The 26,734-nt window shown below is 42.1% G+C and carries 28 protein-coding genes and 1 pseudogene; 22 read left to right on the forward strand and 7 right to left on the reverse strand.

The genetic code is table 11. The features are described 5' to 3' along the window. Positions 1-161: 161 nt before the first annotated feature. On the reverse strand, positions 162-899 hold the full coding sequence (locus L7A31_RS00480; protein ID WP_237359515.1) for a substrate-binding periplasmic protein: 738 nt from the start codon (positions 897-899) through the stop codon (positions 162-164). Between the two features lie 266 nt (positions 900-1,165). Here L7A31_RS00480 and L7A31_RS00485 point away from each other — a divergent pair, with 266 nt between their 5' ends. The 6 genes and pseudogenes from L7A31_RS00485 to L7A31_RS00510 all read left to right on the forward strand — a co-directional run bounded on the left by L7A31_RS00485 (position 1,166) and on the right by L7A31_RS00510 (position 5,289). Continuing rightward, on the forward strand, positions 1,166-1,354 hold the full coding sequence (locus tag L7A31_RS00485) for a hypothetical protein (protein WP_290368728.1): 189 nt from the start codon (positions 1,166-1,168) through the stop codon (positions 1,352-1,354). 35 nt (positions 1,355-1,389) lie between these two features. After that, positions 1,390-2,628 (forward strand): IS256 family transposase, encoded by a 1,239-nt coding sequence (locus L7A31_RS00490; protein ID WP_237359438.1) that lies wholly within the window; start codon positions 1,390-1,392, stop codon positions 2,626-2,628. A 38-nt stretch (positions 2,629-2,666) separates the two neighbouring features. Next, positions 2,667-3,191, forward strand: a pseudogene (sctR, locus tag L7A31_RS00495) (type III secretion system export apparatus subunit SctR); the annotation flags it as partial. After that, complete coding sequence (gene sctS / locus L7A31_RS00500) at positions 3,188-3,460, forward strand: type III secretion system export apparatus subunit SctS (protein WP_237359516.1); 273 nt, start codon at positions 3,188-3,190, stop codon at positions 3,458-3,460. The pseudogene sctR and the gene sctS, both read left to right, overlap by 4 nt. Continuing rightward, a complete protein-coding gene (gene sctT, locus L7A31_RS00505; RefSeq protein ID WP_237359517.1) occupies positions 3,457-4,239 on the forward strand; it encodes a type III secretion system export apparatus subunit SctT in 783 nt (260 codons plus the stop codon). The genes sctS and sctT overlap by 4 nt, the downstream gene beginning before the upstream one ends. Then, a complete protein-coding gene (locus L7A31_RS00510; protein ID WP_237359518.1) occupies positions 4,240-5,289 on the forward strand; it encodes an EscU/YscU/HrcU family type III secretion system export apparatus switch protein in 1,050 nt (349 codons plus the stop codon). Here L7A31_RS00510 and L7A31_RS00515 read toward each other — a convergent pair. After that, entirely contained in the window at positions 5,286-5,867 is a 582-nt protein-coding gene (locus L7A31_RS00515; RefSeq protein WP_237359519.1) for a GNAT family N-acetyltransferase, read from the reverse strand. The genes L7A31_RS00510 and L7A31_RS00515 overlap by 4 nt on opposite strands. 103 nt (positions 5,868-5,970) lie before the next feature. Between L7A31_RS00515 and L7A31_RS00520 the strand changes: the two genes are divergently transcribed. From L7A31_RS00520 to L7A31_RS00590, 15 genes are all read left to right on the forward strand, one after another. Next, complete coding sequence (locus tag L7A31_RS00520; protein ID WP_237359520.1) at positions 5,971-8,109, forward strand: hypothetical protein; 2,139 nt, start codon at positions 5,971-5,973, stop codon at positions 8,107-8,109. Positions 8,110-8,124: 15 nt separating this feature from the next. Further along, the gene (locus L7A31_RS00525) at positions 8,125-8,565 is read left to right on the forward strand and encodes a hypothetical protein (protein ID WP_237359521.1); all 441 of its coding nucleotides are present in this window, start codon (positions 8,125-8,127) and stop codon (positions 8,563-8,565) included. A gap of 20 nt (positions 8,566-8,585) precedes the next feature. Next, positions 8,586-8,969, forward strand: a complete 384-nt coding sequence (locus L7A31_RS00530; RefSeq protein WP_237359522.1) for a hypothetical protein — start codon at positions 8,586-8,588, stop codon at positions 8,967-8,969. A 169-nt stretch (positions 8,970-9,138) separates the two neighbouring features. Continuing rightward, positions 9,139-9,486: a hypothetical protein gene (locus L7A31_RS00535; RefSeq protein ID WP_237359523.1), complete on the forward strand. Its 348-nt coding sequence runs from the start codon at positions 9,139-9,141 to the stop codon at positions 9,484-9,486. A 36-nt stretch (positions 9,487-9,522) separates the two neighbouring features. Next, positions 9,523-10,089 carry a hypothetical protein gene (locus L7A31_RS00540; protein ID WP_237359524.1) on the forward strand — a complete coding sequence of 189 codons (567 nt, stop codon included), beginning with the start codon at positions 9,523-9,525 and terminating at the stop codon, positions 10,087-10,089. A gap of 8 nt (positions 10,090-10,097) precedes the next feature. Further along, on the forward strand, positions 10,098-10,556 hold the full coding sequence (locus tag L7A31_RS00545) for a SycD/LcrH family type III secretion system chaperone (RefSeq protein WP_237359525.1): 459 nt from the start codon (positions 10,098-10,100) through the stop codon (positions 10,554-10,556). Between the two features lies 1 nt (position 10,557). Beyond that, positions 10,558-12,090: a type III secretion system translocon subunit SseC family protein gene (sctE, locus tag L7A31_RS00550; RefSeq protein ID WP_237359526.1), complete on the forward strand. Its 1,533-nt coding sequence runs from the start codon at positions 10,558-10,560 to the stop codon at positions 12,088-12,090. An 18-nt stretch (positions 12,091-12,108) separates the two neighbouring features. Next, complete coding sequence (locus L7A31_RS00555; RefSeq protein ID WP_237359527.1) at positions 12,109-12,771, forward strand: hypothetical protein; 663 nt, start codon at positions 12,109-12,111, stop codon at positions 12,769-12,771. 48 nt (positions 12,772-12,819) lie between these two features. Beyond that, positions 12,820-13,230 (forward strand): hypothetical protein, encoded by a 411-nt coding sequence (locus L7A31_RS00560; protein WP_237359528.1) that lies wholly within the window; start codon positions 12,820-12,822, stop codon positions 13,228-13,230. 142 nt (positions 13,231-13,372) lie between these two features. Then, the gene (locus tag L7A31_RS00565; protein WP_237359529.1) at positions 13,373-13,789 is read left to right on the forward strand and encodes a hypothetical protein; all 417 of its coding nucleotides are present in this window, start codon (positions 13,373-13,375) and stop codon (positions 13,787-13,789) included. Positions 13,790-13,792: 3 nt separating this feature from the next. Next, the gene (locus L7A31_RS00570; RefSeq protein WP_237359530.1) at positions 13,793-15,409 is read left to right on the forward strand and encodes a hypothetical protein; all 1,617 of its coding nucleotides are present in this window, start codon (positions 13,793-13,795) and stop codon (positions 15,407-15,409) included. 227 nt (positions 15,410-15,636) lie between these two features. Next, positions 15,637-16,704 (forward strand): DUF1521 domain-containing protein, encoded by a 1,068-nt coding sequence (locus L7A31_RS00575; protein ID WP_237359531.1) that lies wholly within the window; start codon positions 15,637-15,639, stop codon positions 16,702-16,704. A 185-nt stretch (positions 16,705-16,889) separates the two neighbouring features. Continuing rightward, positions 16,890-17,342, forward strand: a complete 453-nt coding sequence (locus L7A31_RS00580) for a SycD/LcrH family type III secretion system chaperone (protein ID WP_237359532.1) — start codon at positions 16,890-16,892, stop codon at positions 17,340-17,342. A 30-nt stretch (positions 17,343-17,372) separates the two neighbouring features. Continuing rightward, positions 17,373-18,149 carry a hypothetical protein gene (locus tag L7A31_RS00585; RefSeq protein ID WP_237359533.1) on the forward strand — a complete coding sequence of 259 codons (777 nt, stop codon included), beginning with the start codon at positions 17,373-17,375 and terminating at the stop codon, positions 18,147-18,149. 186 nt (positions 18,150-18,335) lie between these two features. Continuing rightward, the gene (locus L7A31_RS00590) at positions 18,336-19,598 is read left to right on the forward strand and encodes a hypothetical protein (protein ID WP_237359534.1); all 1,263 of its coding nucleotides are present in this window, start codon (positions 18,336-18,338) and stop codon (positions 19,596-19,598) included. 50 nt (positions 19,599-19,648) lie between these two features. On the opposite strand, the gene L7A31_RS00595 is transcribed toward L7A31_RS00590, so the two are convergent. Beyond that, on the reverse strand, positions 19,649-20,908 hold the full coding sequence (locus tag L7A31_RS00595; RefSeq protein WP_237359535.1) for an L-lactate MFS transporter: 1,260 nt from the start codon (positions 20,906-20,908) through the stop codon (positions 19,649-19,651). Positions 20,909-21,277: 369 nt separating this feature from the next. Continuing rightward, complete coding sequence (locus L7A31_RS00600; protein ID WP_237359536.1) at positions 21,278-22,630, reverse strand: diguanylate cyclase domain-containing protein; 1,353 nt, start codon at positions 22,628-22,630, stop codon at positions 21,278-21,280. Positions 22,631-22,885: 255 nt separating this feature from the next. Between L7A31_RS00600 and L7A31_RS00605 the strand changes: the two genes are divergently transcribed. Then, complete coding sequence (locus tag L7A31_RS00605; protein ID WP_237359537.1) at positions 22,886-23,794, forward strand: LysR family transcriptional regulator; 909 nt, start codon at positions 22,886-22,888, stop codon at positions 23,792-23,794. On the opposite strand, the gene L7A31_RS00610 is transcribed toward L7A31_RS00605, so the two are convergent. The 3 genes from L7A31_RS00610 to L7A31_RS00620 all read right to left on the reverse strand — a co-directional run bounded on the left by L7A31_RS00610 (position 23,739) and on the right by L7A31_RS00620 (position 26,709). Beyond that, the gene (locus tag L7A31_RS00610) at positions 23,739-24,647 is read right to left on the reverse strand and encodes an SDR family NAD(P)-dependent oxidoreductase (protein WP_237359538.1); all 909 of its coding nucleotides are present in this window, start codon (positions 24,645-24,647) and stop codon (positions 23,739-23,741) included. The genes L7A31_RS00605 and L7A31_RS00610 overlap by 56 nt on opposite strands. A gap of 190 nt (positions 24,648-24,837) precedes the next feature. Beyond that, positions 24,838-26,073 carry an amino acid permease gene (locus L7A31_RS00615; protein WP_237359539.1) on the reverse strand — a complete coding sequence of 412 codons (1,236 nt, stop codon included), beginning with the start codon at positions 26,071-26,073 and terminating at the stop codon, positions 24,838-24,840. Positions 26,074-26,373: 300 nt separating this feature from the next. Further along, on the reverse strand, positions 26,374-26,709 hold the full coding sequence (locus L7A31_RS00620; RefSeq protein ID WP_237359540.1) for a hypothetical protein: 336 nt from the start codon (positions 26,707-26,709) through the stop codon (positions 26,374-26,376). Positions 26,710-26,734: the final 25 nt, after the last annotated feature.

A 26,734-nucleotide genomic window follows, 5' to 3' on the forward strand; every position in this document is an offset into this window, starting at 1 on the left:
TAGTAACTAAATATGTCATACGGTAGCTATATGGTTATTTTTCTAGATGTTTTAAATTGATTTGTTGAATACAAAATTTAGCTCAGCCTTTATTGTCTCCGACAAATATATGCAGTGATTGCAACTTGCTCGAGATTAGGCTGAAGATATTTAACTAGGGCTTATTGCGGCTTTTGCTCGTTTAGTAAGCGCAGGCCCTTTTCATACAACTCATCAATGCGCGCTTTATTTGGATTGTTGGCGCCGGTAACAATGTAATTGTTCGTATCTTCTCGAGTCTCGGTAAAGGGTGTAAAAGTGATCGCTTCTCTTTGTGACATGGGGAGTGAGGCAATGATGGCCTCACCAACATTCTGCTCTTCTACTAGTATATCGATGCGGTCTTTAAGTAACCGGTTGAATCCGTCTTGACTAGATGCAGAGCGGTAGAGCCCAAACTTTTGGTCGTACTGTTTGATAAGCTGGCCATACTCATACCCTAAGACACCTCCTAGCTTTAAGTCGGAAATGTCCTTTAGGGAGATTTCGTGGTTTGGCATTGTCATTGTTTCTAAATGAAAAAATACTAGTCGGGTTACCATGAGAGGGGTTTTCAAATAGTAAAGCTGGTTTCTTCTTTCGCTCGATTTTAAGTAGGGAAAGGAAATATCTTGTCTATTCCTATACAAAGACTTATATACTCGGCTCCAAGGCATACAAGTGTATTCGAGCTGCACGTTAACGGCCTTGAAAGCCTTCTCTACCAAGTAGACATTGATACCTTTTGCTTCCCCATCTTTGCACGTGACATATGGATAAAAGTCGCCTACTGCAACTCTTAGCAGGTGAAGTTGGTTCGGCTGTTTAGCTCGAGTAGTAAAGCTCACCAAGAAAAGTGTTAGGATGAGTACGCGCCTCATAGTTACCTTAATTTTTTAAATAGAGTTAAAACTTAGTTTATTAAGATATTGAGTGTTTTTCCTGTTTTCGATTACAAGACCTCGATACTAAGTGACTACGATTTGCAGAAGGTGAAAAATTATGGAGTGGAGAGCTCCCCTGAGTAGTCATCGAACAGTAAAGTGTTTAACATACTAATCGCACGTGATTAAGGTGTTTAACGTATAGGCACATCGGCGTTATCAGAGCAAACTCGTACTGTTTTAGTACGAAGTGGAAAGCTTATATGTCGTTACTCGACCACCCGTTACAGTTAATCATTGTTCTATTCTCTTTATCTGTATTGCCGCTGTTTGCTGTCATGGCGACGTCTTTCCTTAAGCTTTCTGTCGTCTTTTCCCTTTTACGCAATGAGCTATGCTGGTTTCTGGTGTATGGAAGAGAAAAGAAGTTGCGGTGTAATCTGTTGATGTAGTTCTCACCAGAACGATTAACAGAAAGGTACACCGCATGACTGATAATACTGTTGTTTCACTGAATACACCACAAGACCCGCTCACTGAATTGATACGCCAAGGTGCAAGAGACTTAATTTCACAAGCTGTTGAAGCGGAGCTTCAGCAGCTGCTTACTCAATATCAGAATACGATGGTTGACGGCAAACAAGCCATAGTTCGCAATGGTTTCTTACCTGAGAGAACCTTACAAACAGGTGTCGGCGATGTGGAAGTGCAAATTCCTAAGGTACGAGATCGCTCAGGGAATGGTGTTAAATTTAATAGCAGCTTGATACCACCGTATCTCAAGCGAACTAAAAACATAGCAACACTGCTCCCACTGCTCTATCTCAAGGGGATATCGACGGGCGATATGCTACCCGCTCTTGAGTCGCTGCTCGGTAAGGATGCAAAAGGACTCTCAGCCAACAGTATCTGTCGCCTCAAGGAGCAATGGCATGAAGAATACGAGCAGTGGCGCAAACGAGACCTCGGTAAGCGTCGCTATGTCTACGTCTGGGCTGACGGTATTTACTGTCACGTCAGAATGGACGACAAGCTCTGTTTGCTCGTCATTATTGGCGTCGATGACACTGGGCGCAAAGAAGTCCTTGGCGTTCTGGATGGTCATCGAGAGTCAGAAGCAAGTTGGACGGAACTCATTGAGCAGTTACGAGCACAGGGATTACAGTTAGCACCAAAGCTAGCCATCGGAGATGGCGCACTTGGTTTCTGGAAAGCGGTTGCTAAGTGCTGGCCTCAAACGGGTCAGCAGCGTTGCTGGGTACATAAGACAGCGAATGTGCTTAACAAGGTGCCCAAAAGTGTTCAGCCTAGGATGAAGGAAGCACTGCAAGATATCTGGATGGCAGAGACCAGGAATGAGGCTTATCATGCCTTCTCAACCTTCCAGAAGCGCTTCGAAGCCAAGTACCCAAAAGCAACGGACTGCTTGGTGAAAGACAAAGCTGAAATGTTAGCGTTCTACGATTACCCAGCAGAGCACTGGGTTCATATCAGGACGACGAACCCGATAGAATCAATGTTCGCCACAGTACGCTTGCGCACGAACAAGACGAAGAACTGTGGAAACAGAAAGACTACGTTGATGATGGCTTACAAGTTAATGCGCAGTGCAGAGACGAAGTGGCGTCGTCTACGAGGTTTTAAACTCCTGGCTGATGTTGTGAAAGATGTTCGCTTCATCGATGGGGTGAAAGAAATGGAGACTCATCAACAGGCTACTGCATGATCTCCATACACCACATTTGACAATAGCTCTTACGCAATGCTTTGGGTATCCAACAAATTCCGCCGAATATGGCGATTTACGGCTTGGCGCTAATCTTGACGATGTTCATCATGGCGCCTGTTGGATTACAAATCGAAGATAACCTAAAACAGAACCCAATCGATCTAACATCTGATCAATTCTTCCAGCAAGTAGATAGCGGAGCATTAGCTCCTTACCGTGAGTTCTTAACTAAGCATACTGATCCAAAACAAGTGCGATTCTTCAGCGAAGTGGGTCATAAACTATGGCCAGAGCATTATCAGCAGGAGCTTAATGAGGGCTCTCTCCTAGTCATGATTCCAGCCTTTACAGTGAGTCAACTTATAGAGGCGTTTAAGATCGGCTTGTTGCTATTTTTACCTTTTGTCGCGATTGATTTAATTGTCTCAAATGTATTGCTGGCAATGGGGATGATGATGGTTTCTCCGATGACCATATCACTACCATTCAAGCTACTTATCTTTGTGTTGATGGGGGGCTGGGAAAAACTTCTGACTCAGCTGATGTTGTCGTACTCATGAGCCAAGGAATCATTATCAACCTCACCTCTGAGCTTTTATGGCTAATATTGTGGCTCTCGCTCCCTGTTGTTGTGGTTGCTTCTGTTGTCGGCGTATTGATCAGTTTGATACAAGCGTTGACACAAGTTCAGGATCAGACAGTGCAGTTCTTGATTAAGCTTGTGGCAGTGAGTATCACTCTCGTCGTCAGCTATCACTGGATGGGAGGAACACTGCTAAATTACGCAAACATGGCGTTTGACCAGATCAGCCATATGGGTGCGCGATGAGTGACTTGATGGTTTGGGTATCAACATTGGCCATTTGTGTTCTTCGTCCACTCGGAGTTATGTTGCTGCTGCCTCTTTTCTCGCAAAAGTCGTTGGGGGGAGTGTTAATTCGCAATGCTCTGGTCATATTGATTGCTCTTCCTCTGCTCCCTGTTTACCGAGATTTACCCCTATTGTCATCACCAGAAATGTTGCCGTTCACCGAGCTAATGTTGCGTGAGCTGTTTATTGGCATCTGCATTGGGTTTTCAGCCGCGATTCCATTCTGGGCGATAGATGTCGCAGGGTTTGTCATAGATACCATGCGTGGTGCTTCAATGTCGACGGTGTACAACCCTTTATTGGGTACTCAAGCATCAGTGTTCGGGATTTTATTTAGCCAAGTTCTGACGGTACTTTTTCTCGTTACAGGTGGATTTAATAAGCTGCTAAATGGCATTTATAACTCGTACAACAGTTTGCCAATGGGGAAGGAAATCGTCTTTAGTAAAGGCTTTCTCAATTTCTTAAGCCACGAGTGGCACTTGATGTTTGAGCTCGCTATAAGTTTTGCCTTACCAGCGATGGTGATCATGCTTATGGTTGATTTGGCTTTGGGGCTGATTAACCGTTCAGCGCAGCAGCTAAATGTGTTTTTCTTGTCCATGCCGATAAAATCCGCGATGGCGATTTTACTTATTCTACTTAGCCTCAATTTTTCCTTTGGCCATTTCTTGCAGCGAATGAACTTGTTCGAGTATCAAATCCAAAACTTGTTGGTTGAGATGAGAGGCGACTAAGTGGCAGAGAAAACGGAAAAACCTACTCAGAAGAAGATAAAAGACGCTCGAAAAAAAGGCCAAGTTGCTAAGAGTAATGAAGTGACTACGGGAGTTCAGCTGGCGGCGATATTGCTGTTTTTCTACTTTCAAGGCACGAGTTTGATGGTTGGAATGCAAGATATTATAACCGTGACACTCGACTCCCTTAACCTTCCAATAGAAAGGGCGTTTGGCAATATCGTTGGAGCTTTCATGGAGTTTACTCTTCATTTTGGAGTGGGCTTAGCGCTGATGTTGATATTTATTACTTTGCTGACGATTATTGCGCAGATAGGCCCTTTATTTGCGCCGGAGTCTATCCAGCCTAAAGGTGAGAAGATAAATCCGCTAAGCAACTTTAAGAATATTTTCTCCATGAAGAGTTTATTTGAGCTGTTCAAGTCATGTCTGAAAGTCGCGCTCTTATCGATTATTTTTGCTTATATATTAAATAAATACAGTAGTTCATTGCAGTTTCTACCTCTGTGCGGTTTGGAGTGTGGGTTATCTGTCACTGCTACATTATGTTTTTGGCTGTGGGGCTGCTTAATTGCTTTTTATGTAGTGTTTGGTGCGTTAGATTTTGCTTTCCAAAAGCATACGACGATGAAGCAATTGATGATGTCTAAGGAAGACATTAAGCAAGAACATAAGGATTCAGAAGGCAACCCTGAAATTAAGCAAAAGCGTAAGGAAACCCACAAAGAAATCCAAAGTGGCAGCCTTGCCGATAACGTAAAGAAATCCTCTGTCCTTGTTAGAAACCCAACCCACCTAGCTGTTTGCTTGTTTTATCAAGAGGGTGAAACTCCGCTGCCGAAAGTGCTTGAAAAAGGGCGCGGAGAAATGGCGCTACATATGGTAAAACTTGCTGAGAAATATAATGTCCCCGTTGTGGAGAATGTCCCTTTGGCTCGGGCACTAATGGCGAACGTAGAATCTGAACAATATATCCCCGAGTCATTATTTGAACCTGTAGCTGAAATACTAAGAGCAATAAATAATATCGACTACGATAGTGATGATTAAAGTACATTATTGGGCTCATCGAGGTATTTTGCCATAAGCACCACATCTATGTATTTTCCAGGCCCTAGCTTTTTTGCTTTATGCCTCACACCCTCTTGGAAAAATCCAAACTTTTTATAACATCGAATAGCGCTACTATTATTTGCCAGCACTTCGAGCTCTATTTTTTCAAAGCCTCGCTGCTGTGCCTTTTCTAATGTGTCTTTCAATAATTGACTCGCAATACCACACCCTCGATACCCTTTTACTACAAATATAGATAGAACTCCGATATGAGGTGCCCCTTCATATCTTCGGGAATAAATATCACACGATCCAACTAATGCATTGTTATATTTGGTAATTAGGTGCAGCTCTTGCTGTTTGATGTTATTGAGGCACCATTCTCTTACATACTCATAGCTAGGTGGTATCGTTTTAATATAGTGATTTCTCTCACGTATTATATTTGTATACGCCAGATAGAAACTATTAATGTCATCACAAGATAAGTTTTCCATAAAAATATAATAAACATTGTTCATGCCTGAATGAATATCACAACTGTCATATATATTAAACAAATGCTTACTTTTCATAGAATATATATGAAAGGTGTTGGGAATATTTAAAAGAACAAAGTTGTCCAACTGATAGCATGAGAGCGATGAAGATATTCTTTGTGCAACCGAGGTAATGAAGATGGATAATGTAGGAGCGTATGTACCGCCACGTCATGATGGTGGAAATAGGCATATTAGAGGCGGAAGTTTAAAACAGTTGAGCACACTCACTACTGGAAATGGTCAATTTCAACAGCTGGCAGTATCGCACAAGACTAGAGGTGGACATAGCCAAGAGACATCCGTTGTTGAACCAAAAAAATACTTCAATGTAGACCCAGTGAGTAGCTTTACCTATAAGAATAAATTTAGAACTAGTGATAATACAAAGTATAGGCTTGGGACGAGTCATAGTCAGTTGTGCAGTTCAATAAAAGGCAAATGTCAAAAGTCACCTGAGTCTGGCTCAGAAGTTTTGAAACATCGTGGCATTAACAAATGTCGTGATTCGGTAAAAGCTATGGTTGAGAATCAAGACAAGCAAATGCGACCAGAAAGTAGCTCACATATGAGGGAACTACTATTAACCGAAACATTAGCACGCCAGCTAGATGAAATTGACGGTATAAATGATCGTGAGAGAGCCGGTGAAGAGATAAAGAAAACGCTGGACTGGATCGATAGCATGCTCGCTTCTGAAGCATTGACTAGCATAAATGTTGGCGGCGAACTGAAAGAAGAGAAATTGAAGCACCAAGAAAACTTAAATAGCGATACCAAAAGCTTAGCTCATAGCGTACCGTTGGTGAATATCGAAAGCTCACAATCTCAAGGTTCGGTTCAGCATCAAGGTACAGGCTTTCCTACATTGAATGAAACTCTAATGAATGTTAGAGAGCAGCTTATTCAAACCGAGTTGGAAATGGCTGTCGATTCTTGTGCTACAGAGGCAAGCCTGAAGTGGACTGAAATCCATGGACAAATCACTTCCATGGACCAAGAAATAAACCAATTAAACTCAGGTACTTCGCAAGGCCTATCTATCGTGCCGGATTCAAACTTGGACAAAACGAGAGATGCAATTGGTAGTAAATGTGAACAATATAAAGAGAGCTTCAATGATGGCATTGAACCAATTACTCAAGCAATGACCAGCCAGGCTAAATGGACTAAAGATGTTAAAGAGGCCATCGGTGGATTGAAGTCGTTAAGTTCGGGGCTTGCGCAAAATTGCAGTACTGCTGAAGGCAGAGCTGAGTGGACTCGGGAACTCAAGCAGTGGCATACCAAGCATCAAAACCTACTACTGCCAAATAGTGACGGTAAGCTGAGCAAAGCGCAGCAACAATTAACTTCGTTGACTGAAGATCTACAGAGTATTGTCGATGCTGAAGCGAACAAAAATGAAACGCGTCAACTGAACGCTAGGATTGACCATTGGTCGGATAAAGCTTTGCAGGCATTAGAGTTAAGTAGTGATGCATTACTTAGCCCTGAAGAACATGATCATGAACCACTGACGCTACACTCAAAAGATCAAGATAGACTGACCGCTATATCGCAGAAACAGGATAAAACCAGCAAATTTAAGATTGGTGACAGAAACGAGTTTGAGCCTACTAGGCATAAAGACGAATACAACGAAACAGTCGCCAAAGTAAATAAAAGCGTTCAGCAAGAGCTGAGTGGAAGAATACTTAAGCTCAACCAAAGCATCGATAAGCAAGCGAAATCTACGTTGACCACTATGGTGAATATTGGTTTAAGAGGTCACAACGATTATATCAGTCATCTTAAAAAACATATCGATGATGACGGTTGCAAACATCTAGAGAATGGCGGCTACGAGAGATTATCTCAGTCGGTAGAGAAGTCAAAACAGCTTGCGTTAGAGATGGCTTCTCATCACCCTGTGGATCAGACGGGGCATGATTTAGCGGAAAAAATTGCCAAGATGGATACTCAAGTGGTAGAGACCCTTAAACAGCAGAAGGAGTTTGTTGGCAAGAGTCTTTTTTCTAACCACAGAGAGAAGTTGATGAGCTCTTTTTCCCCACACATGAAGCAGTACGCTTATTTTGACCACCCTTCGTATTCCACTCTAAAAGAGAACATGCAAAGTGTTGTCAAAGACCCGAGGTTTCAAGAGAGAGTCGCTGAAAATATGCGAGTGCATGGTGCTGACATTGATGAACTGATCGGTGATGAGAATATTGTTCAGCTGAGACCTCAACAACGTGTCGAAGACGAACTGGTTGAAAACCAAGTCGCGGTATAAGCGTAAGGTGAAATGATGGATGTAGTTAGCATAAAAGACTTTCTCCAAAGTGAGTTCGAGGTTTCATTTGAAGACATAAACTCAAACACACTGAGAATCGACGATAGTTTGGCTGTTATCAATATTAGCGATGAGGGCGTATTGCGAATAGATGTTCCTTTGTACCCAGAAGCTCTAATAAAGGATAACCATCAGTTAATAGAGAAAGTTGCAAGAATAAATGGTTTATTCTCGGCTCAAGATATGAGTTGTTCTTACTCAATGACAGATACAAATATTCTTTGTATTTCGGAAGTGATAGATGCAGCTAGTTTAAATTCAACTGATTTGCTTAAAGATACGTTAGTGGCTATTTCGAAGCGAAAAAGTAAGTTTAAAAACTTCTTAGTTGACTTTGATAAAGACGTCGTATTGCACAAACAAGAGACGGTAACGAGTCAGTTCAACTTTGCTTAAAAAATAGTTTGGAGCGTACTATGGAGACTAAAGAAGTTTTAGATGTTGTCAGTGAGCTTACTCAGCAGAAAGCGGTGAGTTTTCCTTTTACTATGGATTATGTATATTTTGGGGAGACAAGTAACACCGCATATGGAATAAGCTTTTACTCAGAACAGAATAAGTTGGTTTTGGAAAGTGAAATACCTTCAAATAGTGATAGGCTAGCAGAAAGAATATTGAAGTCTAATAGCCATTGGCTTGATGACTCGATATCGCACTTATATCTATCTCATGACGATAAGGCAGTTTTAGTTTCTTCTATTGACTACCAGGAAATAGAAGAAATGGAGTTAGGGAAACGGATTGTTAGCTTTACTGAAGCGTGCAACAAAATGCGAATCAGACTGGATAACGCCATTTAGAAACATCATAAAGTTCCACTAATTAAAAGGCCATCACTTTTGTGATGGCCTTTTTGCTTAAATATTCTTTATTGCTGTCAGTATCTGTTCACTATTGAGCATATTTGAAAGCTTAATTTCTTTTATATCGATAATCTAAACCCGTACTTTGATAAAACGGGAGTGATTCATGAGCTCATCAATATCGGTAGAAAAATCAATAGCGGATTTAGCGCGTCAGCACAAGGAGCTGGAAAAACTAATTCAGGAATTCCAGTCTTTGCGTGGAGAGGTTCAGACTTTGCAAACCAAGGCTGAACATAATCCAGCGTTAGCTGAAAAACTCGCTCAAGTACAAACAGTATTGGAGCGTGAAGTGGGACCTAAAGGTGAGTTAGTTAAAGGGGCATTCGCAGAAATGAAGCAAGAGGCTCTAAAAGTGCAACAAGGTTTTAAGTTGCCAGTTGCTGCAGACGCTTCACCAGGTTCTAAGGATAAAAAAGAGGCGAAGAAGTTTAAGTCGCGTCAATTTATCTAGCAGTCTCATCCACCAATTTAAAAGAGAGGAAGTGCTATGGATAATGTTCAAAACTCAAACACAATGGTTCAGCAAGCTTACGCTTCGCAAAGCGATGGCTTAACGACTTTAGATATGAGCTCGATGTCTATCGACAACATTCTTCAATATGTAGTGTTGACGCTCATGCAAACTCGGGACAATGCGGCCAATTCTATTCAAGGTTTAATGGCTTCTGTTCAAGCCAACAATAAAACTGCCAGTGATATACAGAATGAAGCATCAGCGGTGCAAGGCAAGATACCGGCTAAAGATACTGACACCGTCAGTAAATCGGACATACAAAGCATCATTGATGATTGTGGGAATCTAGGTGTAAAGCTCAACGGCGAAGATCCCCAAACTTGGCTAAATGGCAAAAGTGACCCATTGAAAAAGTCAGACTTAGTCGAACTTAACGGATACTTAAACCAAGCCGCTTCGGACGCTAACCAAGTCGGGCAGAACCAGCAAACCATGCTATCCCAGAATGTGCAGAACTTAGGCAACATCCAGAAAAACATTTCCGCTGTATTGAGTAAGTTGATCGACATTCTAAAAGACATTATTGGCATTATTCGATAGGACTCGCTATGAACCAGCCTGACGAGAAATCAATTGTCGAATTTTTTCAGCGCGGAGGATCAATGAAAATCCTCTGCGACATGGATGAATCATCACTCGATACTATTTATAACTACGCCTTTCAGTTATTCGAAACCGGGCAGACTGCAGAGGCATATCGCCACTTCTACTTTCTTGCAAGTATGGACCAATGGAACTTCGACTATCTACTCGCGTTGGGTATTTGCTGCCAACGAATGGGTGAGCATGAACAGGCGATATATTGTTTTAGCCGCTCAGGTCAAAGAGAGCTTGCAGATCCGAGATCATCTTATTACGCAGGCATTAGCTATCAATGTTTAGGCAACAAATCATATGCAAGAAAAGCGTTTAACGCGGCTGTGCGGTGGTGCAGTGATAAGCCTGAATATCAGCAACTAAAAAGTAAAGTTTCAGCCGCGTTGGCTCGGACAATGTTGGAGGTCTAACATGACGCAAAATTATATTAGGAACGATATTTATCGGCCGACTTCTCAAGATTCCATCATCAACTTTGATACCGATTATCAAGATGGTAATCAACAGGTTGATGGGCTGAAGTTAAAAGCCAGCCAATGGTCAGGTGGGCGGTCACAGTTTCTTGATTCAGACAACTTAGACATAAAGCTACCTGAACCAAAAAACAGAAAGCACATAACTCTGAAACAAGTGGATGATGCGCTAGACGAGTTGTTCAAACAGCTTAATACAACGACTGAAAAAACAACTACGGGCTCAACGTCAAATCAACTATCCAGTTTGTCTGTTGACTCTTTATCCCTATATATTTCGCTCATTGTGACTGACGGTCTTAATTCTCGTGCAAAAGACTTAATTAAAGCGCTCGATGCACTGCATGACAGGCAAAAAGCGGAAAGTGCTGTGAAGCTACAAGATCAGATTGACGCTATTAACAAAAACATCGAGCAGTCTCATCAATCGCAGAAGCATAACATCTTTACCACGGTCATCGATTGGGTTGTGTCTGCGGTCGAGGTGACGGTGGGTTGCTTGAAGATAGCTGCTGGCGTTGTGTCAGGAAATCCACTTGCCATAGCAGGTGGGGTAGCCGAGGTGTCAGCTGGGGTGTTGGGATTAGTGAAAGCCTCACTTGAAACAGCCGCACTGTGTGAAGATGACCCAGAAAAAGCGAAGAAACTGCGAGATATCGCAGAAAAAATTGGTTACGCGCAGATGGCACTAGAGTGTGTGGCAGCGGTACTAGATGTCACTCAAACAGCTCGTGGTCTGATGGCGGCTTCAAAAGCAGCCAAAGCAGCAGAATGTGCATCGGCAGCGACAGAAATGGGGACCAAGATTGCCAAGGTCGTTGCAGCTGAATCTGCTGGTGAGATTACCAAAGCGGAAGCGAAAGTCATCCTAAAAGAATTAGCCAAAGAGCTTGCTCATGAAATGCTCGAGAACATGGCTAAGGATGCAGCGAAGAATGCATCTAAAGATATCTCGAAAGAAGTGGCTAAGAGTGTATCTGAACAAGCAGCTAAAGAGTTGATTGAAGAAGCGACTGAAAAAGCAGTGAAAAAAGCAGCAGAAGTAGCGGCAAGAAAAATGGCAAAAGAAGGGCTGGAAATTGGTTCCGAGGCTCTAAACAAAGCAATTATTGACACCATTGCCTCCACAATGAAAAAGGAAATATCTCAAGGAATCAGCCGGATAACAAAATCTGTGTTGGATCGTCTAGCCACATCAACCAGTGCGGTGACGACAGGTGCCCAATCCTTTGCTGATTTCGCTATGAATAGAAAAATGGCAGAGCTGAGAAAAGAAATTGCAGACTTGCTGGCCGATCAGCAAATGGCCAATCAGTTTCTCGAGGTGCTCAATCAGCTAATGGACAAGCAGAGAAGCCGAGTCAAGGAGACCCTGAAAATGATTGCCGATGGACAAAGTACCACTCAAAGCAATATCGAGAGCCTATCTAACGCGAACGGAATGATGGCTGGAATGATGGGCAAAGCTTAACTGATAAGGAATAAAATCATGACTACAGTTCAACAAAATACAAATGCTGTTCAATCAACAGTTGGGGCAACTGGCGCATCCGGTGGACTCAAAACAGGAGATAGCAACCAGAAGGAGATTGATAATTTAATTAACGACTTAAGTTCTCTGGCAGCGTTGGTGAATAAAGCGCTACAACTCATTCGTCAATCAATCCAAGATTGGAGGGATGCGCTTAGCAACTCTCAGGCTAAAGGCATGATGTTGATGCTAGACCAAGCGGTGTCCAACAATGCAATGCAAAAAGCAGCGAACCAAAAGGAGTGCGATGCGGCGTATAAAGCTTCTTGGGGTGATTTTGCGAAAGGTTGCGCTTCCATGCTCGGTGGTTTTATTGGTGGTGGTGCTGCGATAAGAGGGACGGACGCGGCTCAACGAGGCGCCGATGTTTCAATGAGAGTCATGGATGGTGCAGCTGACTTCAGTAAATTCTGGATTGCTAGAGACGCGGCCGACATCACCCGAGACGCAAAAGACAAGAGTGCCGATGTTCAGCTACAAAACAAGATACTGGACACTTGGGAAAAGCAAATCGGACAAACTGGTCAACGTTTGGGAGAAATGCAAGGTCAGCTTAATTCAGTGAATGAGCAGCTTCGCCAGTCTGTTAGCCAACTTTATTACAGCTTAGCGCAGCAATAATCATATGAATAAAGGGGACATTGTCCCCTTAAACTCTGGGTGTCAACCATGATTACAACCAATGATCCAGTTAGCCGATTTTTGAAGCAAAGCGGCTACACACCAACACCGCACCGTTATCTGGGTAGTGACTTTATCAGTGGCATGCAGGTACAACTCAACGACTTAGACCTTATTTACAGCGTTGAAGATGACACATTGGTCATTAGTCAGATCACTGCAACTGGGCAGTCTCAAGGCTTGGCTGGTGCTGTGCAAAATTTCTTTAAACTCGTCCACACGCTAGAAAAGCTCAATACTGGTATTTCCAAAGTGAAAGGGATGGTTATAGATTATTTAGGTGACGTTGAAGAAAATAATAAGCTGAAGCGACTTCAACAGGCCTATATAAATCAAGGCGCATCTTACCATCAAGAAAATGGTAAAACGTGGATTATTTACGAGTTGAGAAAACACTAGAGCGAATTGAGGAAACGTGTTCTTATAAATATATGAACACGCCTTTGGTTAAAATATAAAAGTGGAGGCGTAAATCTATTAGATAAATAAGACCTGACCCCTAGAATAAAATTTACTACGAATTTTATGTGCTAGGAGTCATATGAGAGATCAGGAAACTTTTCATCATTTAATCAAGCAGCTGTTTGTTGATCAGCGCATAGAGTTTACTCCATCAGATGTTTATCATCTAACACTCACTTCGCCACAGGTAGACTCCATACTTGTGGCTTTTTTTTCTATAGATGATAACCACGCAGCAATTGTAGCTGAAATCAGAACCCCCTTAGTTAATATCTCGACATCCGAGTGGCTCCTACAGCGAAACAGTTTCAAGCAGCAAATGGCCGCATCATATTGCTTAGTAAAAGATGGCGACAATTCTTCGCGAGTCTTTGCACAAATTAAATTCAATTATCAAAGGGTAGACCTTCCAGAAATGCTGGCTTTATACCAAGCATTCTCCCAAGAGATCATTCAATGTAGTCAAGCGCTACAAACATTCAACCACGAGGACTAACAGATGGACAATATTAGAGATTTTCAGCAACCGTTGATGCAGGATGTTCACAACCATGAGGCACTGAATCCCGCACAACATCAGTATGATATGGATAAACAAGTCGTACTTGATTATATAGCTGACATAAACAGTAGCTTGGAAAATAGTGAACGCGCAGACCCCATAAAAACGGTGCTATCTCTTCCAGATTTGCTCGGCGGTGATGCTAGCCTAAAAGCGACTAAAGATATTATCCAGCAGTACGCTCAAGCGATTAGAGATCATGGTTCCAATGATCCTGAGCTTGATGAAACTTCTGAGTTGCTACAAAGGAATGTTCAACAAGCGATCAATATTGCCAACGACGGTAGCACCGGTTTAGGTGCAATTCGGGCAGGTCACATTAGAGACCAGTCGTTATCCAAAGAGTTTGTTTATGATACTTACCAGCCAAAGCAATACAACGTAGGAGGTACGCAAGTTTCAGAACAAACCAACGTTTTCACTAGAGGTATCACGAGTAAAGATGCGAAGAAAGTAAGAGACGAAGACGTACATGGGCATTTCCTCGGCAACCCAATGCTAAGGTCTGTTCAGGCAGGAGACCGAGATGCAGTGAATTTTGCGAGAATGGGAGCACTGACCGAAGGGCAGGGTAGTCTATTCGCCAAGGGAGTAGACAAAATGCAAGGTGTCAATGGTGTGGAAGAGCACGACCGTAGAAAAGGACACTTAGATCTTCGTCTGGTAGACCCCATAAAAGAAAAGCGCTTGTACGACAGACATTGCGACCAAATAGAGGCAGCTAATGCTACTTCTGGTAGAGACGGAGCGGAGAAAATTCAGACTTGTACATTGCCTGTTAACTCTAATGATATGAGTAAAACTGAAATGCTTGGTCGAGGGCTTAAGGTGGCATGGAACAAGCACCCAGTAGCGACAGTGATCGGTGGGACTTTGGCAGTGGCAGGATTAGCGGCAGCAACGTTTTTCACCGGAGGTGCCTTCGGATTAGTAGTGGCGGCAGTTGGCCTTGGCTCCACGTTAGGCCTAGGAGGCATAGGTAGCTGGTCGCTTCTCAATAGCAAACAAAATAAATTTAAAGATGAATGGAATGAAGCTCAGCAAGGGATTGACCAAACACTTAGTGATTTGGAGCAACGTATTGATGAGCTTGAAGATGGTGAAAGTGCTACAGAGTTGTATACAAGAGCACGAGAGATATACGACAGAATATACGATGGTGAGGACGGTAAAGCGACAAAAGCTGCCAATGGCTTTGATGGTTTAATGCTTGGGGTATTGATGATGAAGCTTGCCGATGAAGTTGGCATGACAACCAGTGAAGGCTGTAAGAGCAATAAAGACAGAGGCACCATGCTTGATTTCATGATGCAAGCGCAAGAAGTGAAGTGGGCCAAAAATGGTGGCGATATGTCAGAGAATGGCTTGCTCGATCTAAGCAAAGAAGAAGATCAAGAAATTCTACGAAATGTGGTAGGTCAATCAGATACACGAAACACTGGCCAGAGAAACACTGGGCTAAGTGGAAATATGTATTTTTGTCGGAATATTGGCAATGTATTAGGTGACCAATATAACGGTTTCGTCGGAGATGCTCTTAAAGGAAGTGCGTAGTTTTACATATTAAATAAAAGTGGCTAAAAATATATTTGGCCACTTTCCTCTCGGTTTAAATATATTAGTTAGAGAATTTTTTTAAGAGTCTCTTACATAAAAAGTTGTTAATGTTTCTATTAAAGAAAAGTGTACGTGAAATGATATAGCAGTGTACTTATTTTATTTCTTTTATGTTTTCTACTAAGGGAAGTTACGTACTGGAACCGTTAAGAGAGAGATTCGTTATGCAAAATGTGTCAAATAATAGTAATCAAGTTCAACAAGCTTATGCTTCAAGTAATAGTAACTCAGGTACTCTAGATATGAGTACTATGTCGATTGATAACATTTTGCAGTACGTTGTGCTGACACTAATGGATACCAGAGATAATGCAGCTAGTTCCATTCAAGGCTTAATGTCATCTGTACAAGCAAACAATAAAACTGCCAAAGATATACAAGATCAAGCGTCGGCAGTGCAAGGTATTAGTGCTGGTGAAGGTGGCGGAGCCATTGTTGATACGCCAACATGGCAGGTAGACAAGGCTGACAATACAATACAACTAGACAATGGATATAGTATTACCTTTGGCAAAGGAGTTCATGGGGATAACAGTCAGTGGCAGATTCATGGTCCAGATGGAAAAACAGTTACTATTTGGGGTGACCCACATGTCGATACCAGTGGTGATGGCAAACAAGAGTTTGAATTTTACGACCAGTCCACTTTTGTTTTAGCAGACGGAACAAAAATTACAGTTGGAACCGAAGAGTGGGGTAGCACAGGGCACTACCTATCTGCGAATTTAACCATTACAAAAGGGAATCAGTCTGTAAAGGTAAGCGGTATCGACCATGGCTATACAGACAACCCAGATAACCAAACACTTAACATCGGTGACGTGACACTTAATGGGCTCAATGACGATGCGAATACCGAAGATGGTGACATTTATCAGATGGGAACAGATACCAGTAAGTGGACAAAATATGTCGCTAACGATACCTATGTGCCCAAATCTCAAGTTCAGGGAATTATTGATAAGCTGGAAGATCTTAACGTCAAGTTAAACGGTGAAGATCCTCAGGACTGGCTGGATGGAAAATCTGGTGACTACCTAAAAAAAGCAGATCTCGTTGAACTGAATGGTTACTTGAACCAAGCAGCCTCTGATGCCAACCAAGTTGGGCAGAACCAGCAAACCATGCTCTCTCAGAATGTGCAAAACTTAGGTAATATCCAGAAGAATATCTCAGCAGTGCTGAGCAAACTGATTGATACCTTAAAAGATATTATTAGCATCATTCGCTAATTTCTCTCCTCAGTCTATAAATGCTGAATAGGTGAAAGTCTTATTCAGCATTCTTCTATTTGGGCCACCTACGGCCATCTCACTTATTTTCTTTGGAATTTTCTTACAGCTTCGTACTTTTATTGATAGAACAAACCAATTCTTTTGAACATTATTTATACAGGGACTTTCAGAGAGGTGACTGTATGAGTAATATCGAAGAGCTAAGCGTTTTTTGTCAGCAGGTACTTGAGCAAGGTAAAACTCTCGCTGATTTGAAAGATATTTCGCTTCAGGAGTTAGAATGCGTGTACTCTCGTGGTTTTGATCGCTTTCAACACGAAGATTTTGCGAGTGCTTTAGAAGACTTCAGTTATCTGATCTTTCACAACCCTTGGGATAGACGATTTCATATTGCTTTGGGTTCGACGTTGTATTGTATGAAGCGATATCGAGATGCCCTTAATTTCTTTGGCCTTGCTCTCTTTATGGACGCTTGTGATCCCATTGCATCTTACAAGATAGCTCAATGCCTTATTGAGCTTAGAGAAATTGCTGCTGCTAGAGACGCGTTACAAACGGCAATCCAGCAGAGCTACTCTGACCCTACGCATACTCATATCAGAGATATTGCCAACAACCTTTTGTCAACTCTTTAATGTTCCACTAAATATTAACGGTAGGAAAACATGAAGCCAGTAGAAGCAAGTAGCATCAATTTACCCGTTCCTCAATTTGCAAATAAAGCAGCTCAAACGGATTTAAAAGACATTTCAATTCCCCAGCCAAGAGAAGTAAGTCAAACCGATACTCTACAAAAGAAAGCGAACGACGCATTGGATAAGGCGGAATCAGCGACTCTGGATGCCAAAAAGCTTGGAGTCGATCTCGCGAAGAAAGAGTTTGTTGGCAAGATGATTTCGTTAGGTATCGCGACAGTAGCATTGGGACTCGCAGTTGCTGCCACTATTTTGACTGGAGGCACAGGGCTTCCTCTTGTTGCTTTAGCGAGTGCAAGCTTTCTGCTGTCTATCGCTGATGCGAGCTGCGCTCTCTATGACTGGAGAAGTAAGGCTGGCGGTGGAGAAGGCCTTGCCATGGGCGGTGATGCGCTAGCGAATGTTGTCAAAGAGATTGCAACCAAATGTGGAGCTAATGAAGAGTCAGCGAAAACTTGGGGACGTAATGTCTCTGTTGCTGGAAGGCTTTCACTGACTTTAGCAACGATTTGGACTGGTTTCTTTGCGCCTGCAGCTTCGTTGAGCGGAAACGTTGCATCATATATGAGTGGAATATCTTCAGCTAAAATTTCAGCGTCTCAAATCTGGAGTGCGTACAACACGGTAAGCACTAAGTCTCAGGATCAAAAACAAGAACTGGACGTCGATATTAAAGTGATGGAGGGGAGATTGGATCAAATGCTTGAGGATTTGATTCCACAGAATGAAGTCGCTCAGTCTTTCTAAGCAATGGCTTTTTGCTCATTAAATCGGTAATTCATGAAGCTGTATGATGTATATCAACCAAAGATCTAGTGTTGAATGGTTGATATGCTTTATTTAGTGGTATTGCAGTGTAATATACATCAGCTAAATATTGGATGTTTCTGCTCTACATGGAAAGAGGAAATTTTCAGACACTAGAGAGATTAAATGAAAAAACAGGTTTCTGGCTTACTCATTTTTGCAAGTTTGTTGTGGTATGTGTTGGCCATGCTAATGTCCTTGACCGTTGTACCCTCGGTTATTTTATGTTGGGTGACGGTCATCATGATGTGGCCAACTTTAAATCGCACCAGTAAAACTCAGTCACTGACTCTATTTGTTATCGGAGTTGTGCTGCTTGCGATTAGTTTACATATGAGTGGCTACATTGATTGGTGGCAAGCTGTGCATGTGAACTTACCTTTGGTGATGATGTTTGCTTCTATCACTTTCCTTACGGCTAACCAATCGCCAACCAAGAAAAAACAGGTTTTGCCAAAAGGTAAATTAGGTGCGCTCTCTACCTTAGCAACCTGCCATATAATCGGTGGAGTCATCAACTTATCTATTCTGTTTATCGTGGCGGATAAGTTGTCAGAAAAAACCAGAAAGTTGACACCGACTCAAGCCAGTATCATGTCTCGTGGTTTTTGTGGAGCGGCGTTATGGTCTCCGTTTTTTATGGGTGGCGCTGTCGCACTGAACTATTCACCAGGCGCGCAAATTGGTAAGTATATTGTTGCTGGTTTATTGATGTTGATACCAATGACACTTTATACACTTTTCGATACAGCTCGAAGCAAACACCAATCATTTGAAGGGTATCCGCTCAATTGGAATAGTTTGATTTTGCCGTTGTTTTTATCGATATCAGTGATGATTGGTCACTACCTTTTTCCCCACCTTTCGACGATTCTACTCATTACTATCATCGCGCCAATTGGTGCTATCTTGTTTGTTCCAATTGGTCAAAAAAACGAGAAATCAGTTGAAGTTGTAAAAGAGAAAATTCCAAGAATGTCCGGCCAGTTTGCTTTGTTTATGGCTGCTGGTGTTTTCTCAATCGGCATCTCATCGATGCTTCATCAGTTTACTGGATTCGATCAACTGCTACCTGAGCAGTTTTCTATGACTGGATTTTTGCTAGTGGGTGTGTCGATGACTCTTGTGTCAATTTTGGGCGTTCACCCAATTATTACCATCTCTATAATTAGCCCTTTTCTTCAGTTCATGAAGGTCAACCCAAACGAAATGGTGTTCCTGTTTGTGACCTCTTGGGCCATTTCTACCGCAATCAGTCCATTATCAAGTGTCGGTATGATGCTAACGGATCATTACCACGTGCCTAAGTTCAAATATATGAAAGAGCAATGGCTCTACGCCGCGATTATGTGGCTGCTAGCTGCTTTGTTAGCGACCGCTTATTTTTAGCCGATTTTGCAATGCACAAGTAGCGAGTGCTACCTGTGCATGTAGTTACCTTACGCGTTGGATGAAGCTAAGTTCATTGCCGTCAATCGAGATTTTTTAATCCCTCGAAGCATGGATACAGAGATAACCAGTGCAATCGCAAGGAAGGCCATAAATACGTAAAGTGCACCAGTATAACTGCCAGTAAACTGTTTGGTATAGGCGATCAGTGTTGGAGCGAATAGGCCAGCGGCTGCCCATGCAGATAGGATATAGCCATGGATAACGCCGGGCTGTTTGGTACCAAAGATGTCACCGATATAGGCAGGTACAAGAGAGAAGCCGCCGCCATAACAAGACAACACCGCAAACACAGCAAGCTGGAATTCGACTGGGTTGTGAGTTTTCGTCAAAACGTAGAAGCAGAAAATTTGGATGATGAAAAACAGTGTATAAACAACCGGCCTGCCCAGGTAGTCAGAGACAAACGCCCAAAGGAATCGACCAATACCGTTAAATACGCTCATGATCATCACCATAAATGCTGCTGCCGCGAGTGATAGATTGATAACATCATGTCCCATAAATTTAGCAACAGAAATCAGTGCAATACCACAACTTACATTGATAAACAGTAGTAGCCATAAGCCATAAAAGCGTGGTCGTTTTAGTGCTTCAGTCGCATTGAGGCTTTCTAGGTCAGACTGTACTTTTTTATGGTTCGCTTGTTGTTTGAATGATTGGATAAATTCTTCTGAAGGTGCCACCAAAAATCGCGATGATACGAAAATCAGTACGAAATAGATTACGCCTAAAATCATAAGTTGTGTTGAGATATCAGTGATACCAAGTGCTGGTAAGATGGTTCTCAATACAAAAATTTCGATCACAGCACCAAAACCGAAACCCATGACGGTCAAGCCCATTGCAAGACCACGTTTATCAGGGAACCACTTTAACAATGTTGATACAGGTGTAATATAACCAAGACCAATACCTACGCCACCAATGGCTCCGTAAGTCAGGTACAATAGCCACAAGCTATCATTCTTTAGAGCAACGCCAGAACCGATTAGGCCCAATCCAAATAGTAAAGCAGAAAGCAGTCCGGTAAATTTAGGGCCTTTTGTTTCAACAATCTTACCCATAAATGCAGCAGCAATACCAAGGCAGAATATAGCGATAGAGAAAGTCACTGTTATATCGCCTAAGCCCCAATGGATATTGGGTTGATTTTTAATAGCTACCGCTATTTGACTCCAAGCATATATTGATCCAATTGATATATGTATTCCAACTGCACAAAGTGCATATAGCCATCTTTTATTCATGTAGAAACCTATTTTCGTTGTCTTTTATATTTGGTTGTCATCCTAATCGGAAATGTGTAAAAAAACATGACTAAGATCAAATGGTTAAAGTGGCATTGTTTCGATGAAATTAGTGCTAAATACGGTTTCGGTGAATTAATCGAGAATAATAGTGATTGAAATATAAATAGAGCACTAAGCTCGAATACAAGTTGCTATCAAAAAATCTATTTCTTGTTTTCTTGATGAAAGGAATTTGTTTTATTTAGAAGGGTTTGTATATCTTTCTGATATTATCCATAGCTATCAATAATTATGTGATTTCAATCTCATTAGTAGATGAAAGATACTACTGCGCGTTTGCGTAGAGCGTATCGGCTCTAACTGGGCTCATAAGCCTTTTGTTCTTTTCTTATCTTCGTACATGCTGAAATCTGCTTTAGCGAGCAATTCAACAATATTTGCTGTCTGGCCATTCTGGATTGTGTATCCAATACTTAGCTCAGGTCTAAGGACATTACCTTGCCATGTCATTTGGTTGATTTTAAATGCTCTTCGGATATGGTTGGTGATTTTTTCTACCGCTTCTTCGTCACCAATATCTTGCAACAATACGATAAATTCATCCCCACCAAATCTTGCCACCTTGTCTGTAGAGCGAGTGCTTTTTTTCAGTTGTTCTGCGACAAATTTGAGAAGTTTATCTCCCGCTTCATGGCCCAGAGTATCGTTCACAACCTTAAAGTCATTGATATCTATGTTTAAAATTGCGAATTTGAGGCTTTCTGATCTTTGAAGTAGCCGGTTGATGTAGTTCAGGATAAACCTTCTATTCGGCAATTTTGTTAGTTCATCTTCCAATGAGTTCTGATGTGCATACTGGTAGTTGCGAACAAATAGCGCTAAAGAAACATAAATGAGTAAGGCTGTCATGATCGAGACCATTTGCACCAATACTCTGGTATTGGTTATCTCTTGTATACTGCTGAGTTGATACTTTGCTGCGAGTAACCATTTACCGCTTGGTAAGTTTACGGGATAGATAGCATCAGGATTGTCGAACACTTGTTCAGGGCCATAGAAAATGCCACGAACGCCGCCGTCGACTTCTTGTTTACGCATGGCAATCTCTGCGCCAGTAACGTCGGAGAGGCCCGACTCTTTTATAAGAGCATCGTAATTTAGGACAACGCTAACACTTCCCCAATAGTGTTTATTCATAGGGAAGTCGGAAAAGATTGGATAACGTGCAACTATCCCCTTACCGCCAGTAATGAGTTCTAGTGGTCCAGATATATGCACGGTTTGCATTTGCCTTGCTAGCATCAAAGCGTTATGGCGGTCAGGCATACTTTTTAGATCTAGCCCCAGTGCTTTTTCATTTCCTTTGAAAGGATAAACATGGGTAATGACACTGCCTCGAATTATGCTCACATTGCGAATATAACGTCCTTTTAAAAGAAGCTTTGAGGCGATTGTTGGCCAATTTGAAACGGCAAACTCTGGATCTAAGCTGACAACAGTTACCAAACTATCCCCGAGATAAACATCGGTGAATATCGCAGCTTCAATTTTGGATCGAACTAGTGAGAGGTTTTGCTGAATGCGCTCTTCGCTTTCACGTACTGTCCTCTCGACAAAGAGTTTAGTTAACGTTTGGATAGCAATAAATGCAACGACAACATAAGCTAACGTGAGAAAGCAAGATACTATCTTATTGTTATGATTAGAGTTTAAAATCATAGTGCCTCAGAAACATCCTTGTTGCTTAGGTTACTTTTTTCTACATCAAATTCTTCTCTTTGTTTAGCTAACATTGTAGTTCAATCAATGCTGGTTCGTGTATGTTGCTGTGAGCTGAGTAGAATAAATTTACGCTGTTAGAGTAAAGAGCCTGAGTTACTCTGGTACAGTTTGTGTGTGGGAAGATTGTTGACTAAATTAATAATAAGAACCGCATTTTACGTTTTGATTTTTAGGATTTTTTTATAACACAGTATGAATATTGAACACGTTCGGTTGTTTGTTCGACTTGCGTCTACGCACAATATTAGTATGGCCGGACAAGAACTCGGCCTTTCACCTGCAGTTGCAAGCTCTCACATCAATAAGCTGGAAGAGAGGTTAGGTGTTCGCCTTGTTCACCGCACGACTAGAAAAGTGAGCCTCACTGAAGAAGGCCAAGCTTTTCTCCCACATGCAGAGGCAGTGCTAAACAGTATTGAAGTGGCGAAGGCTTCAGTAGGTAGTGGTAGCGTTGCGCCTGAGGGGATTCTACGAGTTACGGCTCCAGCTTCATTTGGAAGGATGCACATGATGCCAGCATTAAAAGGTTTTATGGCTAAGCATCCAAACTTGAGTGTTGATTTTCGTTTTTCCGATTCCATTGTCGATTTGGTTGAAGGTGGGTTTGATGTGGCAATCCATAATGCTGCGCTAAAAGATTCTACATTGGTTGCCCGTAAGTTGGCCGTCGACAAACGACTACTATGTGCTTCGCCAGAATACATAAGAAAATTCGGTGAGCCCAAGCATCCTTCAGAGCTTAACGAGCATCGCTGCATCATTTTGCATGGTCTTGAAAATTGGCAATTTAGCTCAGCTGATGGCCCAATTAATATCAAGCCTAAAGGCTATTTCAAATCTGACAATGGTGAAGCGGTTCGAGAAGCGAGTGCAAGTGGTATCGGTATCACTATAAACTCTGCGTGGAGCGCTTATAAACACTTAAACAAAGGTGAATTAGTCACGATCCTAAAGGACTATCCGTTAATAACAGAAACCTCTATTTGGGCGGTCTACCCAAGCTCTCGGTTGTTGGCGCCAAAAGTGAGAGCGTTTATAGAGTATTTTAGTGATTATTACGGCGATCCCCCCTATTGGGAAAGTCATTTGAAAAATATCTAGCGGCAAAGTTCTCATTTTCTTGTTCGGTTAAATTAGCATGCGGTTCAATCACCACGTCGTGAATGATTTTCTCAATGGTGTTGATTACTAAGTCGATTTTTTCCTGATCAAGGGCATCTGGGTGAGGGTTATCAAACCGTCCAGTATCGTTGTCATAGTACTTGCCCGCAGCATCAATAAATTCATCTGATAGCGCGGCTCGGCATAAGATGTACGCCCCAATACGTATGTCTTTTCCGGAGACACCATAAGCGTTTTGTACCATCTTACTGCCTAGAAACGAAGCCGGATTGACGGATACAATCATAGGCCCATTATCACTGACAGATTTCGCCATTTCTTGCGTCCACATTGTTATCGCCAACTTACTTTGCGCGTAGGCATCGCCATCAGACAGTCTTTTTTCTCCCTTCAGGGCTTCAATATTCACAGCTGCTTGCGCCGCAGATGATACATTCACAACACGTCCAGTACCGTCAAACAACGGTAGAAGCTCTTTTGTGAGTAGGTAAGGTGCGATTGCATTGACTGCGAATCGAACGTCAAGGCCATCATCAGACATGTAGTGGTGCGTGGTAAAAACGCCAGCATTATTAATTAGTACGTCGAGTTTCCCATGAGCTTCACATATATCCATAATTAGCTTTTTTACGTCCGATAGGCGTGAGAGATCAGCTAGATATGCCTCTATATGGCTCTCACCATAGATATCCGCTAACTCTTTCTGTGTCTGTTCCAACTTGGTTGGATTACGCCCATGCAGCAACACGTGTGAGCCTTTATCCAACAATACTTTTGCTGTTTCAAGGCCAATACCATCAGTCGATCCGGTAACCAGTACAATTTTGCCCATGTGGAGATCCTAATCAATGGATGCTTATTGAAAAGGTTAGCGTGTGAAGCGTGGCTTCACTATCTGTATGCTGGGATAAACAGTTTCAAGGGGAGTTTTATAATGGGTTAAGCTCATAATAGTTAACGTCTTTTTATGAGCTCAAATGACCTCGAATGGCGTTTCGAGGCCAATTAAATAAGGAGTTGTCTTACAAGGCAGGAAGTAGATTCATGCTTGCCATAAAACCTAACACAACCAGCACTGCGCCAAAGCAAGCTAACACAATAAGTAGTCCATTACCGCCGAATACGCGGTAACTTACGTCTGCGTTCTGCTGGTTTTGGCGACGCCTTACAGACCAAACCATAGCAACTGGAATGATTAGAAGCAGCAGCGCTTGTAAGCCAGCCGCATATTCCAATGCGCTTTGGAATAGTGCAGGCAAGAATAGCGATACAAGTAGCGGTGGCAAATAAGTGATGGCGATACTTTTCTTACGGTCACTTTTAGACTTGCCAATTTTGCATAAGTCACGCATGTAGTCATGCAGCGCAAGCGTAAGCGATAAGAATGTTGTCATTACCGCAACGTTGGTAAATATGCCCATCATCATGCTACTTAGGTGAACCGTTGAATGATTGCCAAGCATAACGAATAGATCGCCGATGTCGTTAGCCGAGTGGTGTTTCAAGAAGTGCGAAAAACTTGGCGTGCCAAAGCGCGGCAATATGCCCAAAATCACCACCAACCACAATAGGTAAATCACTAATGGTAGAAAGCTACCAAATGCGATGGCTTTGCGAACTTCTTTAACGTCTTTATCCAGATAGCTGAACATGCTTGGAACCATAATTTGCAAACCGAAAGAGAAGAATAAAATCGGGATCGCAATCCATAGGTATGGCATGGTATGAGTGATATCAAATAGGTTCGCAGCTCGGACGTCTGGCATAAGGATAGCGGCTAGGATGACAAAGCAAACGCCTTTTACAGAAAGTAAAACACGGTTGCTCATATCTACTGCTCGGTGACCTTTATACACAATACCACCAAGAATAATAATAAACGCAGTTGCCGCAACCCAGCTAGGTAAATGAATGCCAGCTTGAGAGAGTATTGCCGTTAGGATTGATGCACCGCCACTGGTATATGCAGCAGCAACGGAATAAAGCAAGATCACATATGCGAGCATGCCGATAATTTGACCCGGTTTGCCTAGCGTCAGTGAGTACATAGAGTCAAAATTGAGCTCTTTTTCTGGATAGGCAGCAAGCACCTCGACGATAAGAAGAGACGCTATCATTGATACTAGCCAACAAAGAGTGATAACTACGCTAGTCGCAACAAAACCAAGACCTGCTGTTGATAAGGGCAGGGCCAAAATACCAGCGCCAACACAGTTACCTGTGAAGATTAAACTGGCTCCGAGTGTTTTTGATTTCATATTTCTTACTCTAGAAATTTATAAATTATCACGTGTTATAAGCTGAATGCGGACTGGTTCTACGATCATTTCGGCTGATGACATTAAGAAATGAAAAGAGAATGAACCATTTTTGCAACGCGCCGAGTATACGCAAAGGTTATGAGATTGCCAATTTGTAATTGCCAACTAGTACAAAATTTTAGTTTTTTGATTTTTTGAGGAAAATTTATCGCAAGCTGTTTTTACTCTAAGTGCTTGCTAAAAAAGGCTGAGAGAGCATACAGCCTTAAAAGTAGGCAAGTATTTTAATACGAGCGGTTATTGTTGTGCTAAGTTCATTTTTAACCAAAAAGACTCTTGGCAGCGACTGATAAATGACTTTTTGTTTGGTCGAATAGATACCCCTTCAGGTTGTTCTATCACCTGATAGGTAATCCAACACTCAGGGCAAATATCAAGATCATTTGATTGCTCACTATCGAACTCCACATGCTCTTTCAAGACCACTCCATTGGAGAAGTGGACAACCTTCTCCTTACTGTCAATGTACATATCTTCATCATAGTAAGAGCGATCATGAAGTTCTTGGTGCTCTATGGAATATTTCTCTGAACCAAACTTGATAGCAGACACATAGGTGAAAAGGTTATTCATTTGATTTTATTAAGTTTAAATAGAC

The sequence above is a fragment of the Vibrio marisflavi CECT 7928 genome (genome assembly GCF_921294215.1).
GTDB classification, from domain to species: domain Bacteria; phylum Pseudomonadota; class Gammaproteobacteria; order Enterobacterales; family Vibrionaceae; genus Vibrio; species Vibrio marisflavi.

What these genes read in the sequence shown, in the direction of transcription:
- L7A31_RS00480 (WP_237359515.1), bottom strand. Translation starts at nt 899, where the DNA reads ATGAGGCGCGTACTCATCCTAACACTTTTCTTGGTGAGCTTTACTACT.
- L7A31_RS00485 (WP_290368728.1), top strand. Translation starts at nt 1,166, where the DNA reads ATGTCGTTACTCGACCACCCGTTACAGTTAATCATTGTTCTATTCTCT.
- L7A31_RS00490 (WP_237359438.1), top strand. Translation starts at nt 1,390, where the DNA reads ATGACTGATAATACTGTTGTTTCACTGAATACACCACAAGACCCGCTC.
- sctS (WP_237359516.1), top strand. Translation starts at nt 3,188, where the DNA reads ATGAGCCAAGGAATCATTATCAACCTCACCTCTGAGCTTTTATGGCTA.
- sctT (WP_237359517.1), top strand. Translation starts at nt 3,457, where the DNA reads ATGAGTGACTTGATGGTTTGGGTATCAACATTGGCCATTTGTGTTCTT.
- L7A31_RS00515 (WP_237359519.1), bottom strand. Translation starts at nt 5,867, where the DNA reads ATGAAAAGTAAGCATTTGTTTAATATATATGACAGTTGTGATATTCAT.
- L7A31_RS00520 (WP_237359520.1), top strand. Translation starts at nt 5,971, where the DNA reads ATGGATAATGTAGGAGCGTATGTACCGCCACGTCATGATGGTGGAAAT.
- L7A31_RS00525 (WP_237359521.1), top strand. Translation starts at nt 8,125, where the DNA reads ATGGATGTAGTTAGCATAAAAGACTTTCTCCAAAGTGAGTTCGAGGTT.
- L7A31_RS00530 (WP_237359522.1), top strand. Translation starts at nt 8,586, where the DNA reads ATGGAGACTAAAGAAGTTTTAGATGTTGTCAGTGAGCTTACTCAGCAG.
- L7A31_RS00535 (WP_237359523.1), top strand. Translation starts at nt 9,139, where the DNA reads ATGAGCTCATCAATATCGGTAGAAAAATCAATAGCGGATTTAGCGCGT.
- L7A31_RS00540 (WP_237359524.1), top strand. Translation starts at nt 9,523, where the DNA reads ATGGATAATGTTCAAAACTCAAACACAATGGTTCAGCAAGCTTACGCT.
- L7A31_RS00545 (WP_237359525.1), top strand. Translation starts at nt 10,098, where the DNA reads ATGAACCAGCCTGACGAGAAATCAATTGTCGAATTTTTTCAGCGCGGA.
- sctE (WP_237359526.1), top strand. Translation starts at nt 10,558, where the DNA reads ATGACGCAAAATTATATTAGGAACGATATTTATCGGCCGACTTCTCAA.
- L7A31_RS00555 (WP_237359527.1), top strand. Translation starts at nt 12,109, where the DNA reads ATGACTACAGTTCAACAAAATACAAATGCTGTTCAATCAACAGTTGGG.
- L7A31_RS00560 (WP_237359528.1), top strand. Translation starts at nt 12,820, where the DNA reads ATGATTACAACCAATGATCCAGTTAGCCGATTTTTGAAGCAAAGCGGC.
- L7A31_RS00565 (WP_237359529.1), top strand. Translation starts at nt 13,373, where the DNA reads ATGAGAGATCAGGAAACTTTTCATCATTTAATCAAGCAGCTGTTTGTT.
- L7A31_RS00570 (WP_237359530.1), top strand. Translation starts at nt 13,793, where the DNA reads ATGGACAATATTAGAGATTTTCAGCAACCGTTGATGCAGGATGTTCAC.
- L7A31_RS00575 (WP_237359531.1), top strand. Translation starts at nt 15,637, where the DNA reads ATGCAAAATGTGTCAAATAATAGTAATCAAGTTCAACAAGCTTATGCT.
- L7A31_RS00580 (WP_237359532.1), top strand. Translation starts at nt 16,890, where the DNA reads ATGAGTAATATCGAAGAGCTAAGCGTTTTTTGTCAGCAGGTACTTGAG.
- L7A31_RS00585 (WP_237359533.1), top strand. Translation starts at nt 17,373, where the DNA reads ATGAAGCCAGTAGAAGCAAGTAGCATCAATTTACCCGTTCCTCAATTT.
- L7A31_RS00590 (WP_237359534.1), top strand. Translation starts at nt 18,336, where the DNA reads ATGAAAAAACAGGTTTCTGGCTTACTCATTTTTGCAAGTTTGTTGTGG.
- L7A31_RS00595 (WP_237359535.1), bottom strand. Translation starts at nt 20,908, where the DNA reads ATGAATAAAAGATGGCTATATGCACTTTGTGCAGTTGGAATACATATA.
- L7A31_RS00600 (WP_237359536.1), bottom strand. Translation starts at nt 22,630, where the DNA reads ATGATTTTAAACTCTAATCATAACAATAAGATAGTATCTTGCTTTCTC.
- L7A31_RS00605 (WP_237359537.1), top strand. Translation starts at nt 22,886, where the DNA reads ATGAATATTGAACACGTTCGGTTGTTTGTTCGACTTGCGTCTACGCAC.
- L7A31_RS00610 (WP_237359538.1), bottom strand. Translation starts at nt 24,647, where the DNA reads ATGGGCAAAATTGTACTGGTTACCGGATCGACTGATGGTATTGGCCTT.
- L7A31_RS00615 (WP_237359539.1), bottom strand. Translation starts at nt 26,073, where the DNA reads ATGAAATCAAAAACACTCGGAGCCAGTTTAATCTTCACAGGTAACTGT.
- L7A31_RS00620 (WP_237359540.1), bottom strand. Translation starts at nt 26,709, where the DNA reads ATGAATAACCTTTTCACCTATGTGTCTGCTATCAAGTTTGGTTCAGAG.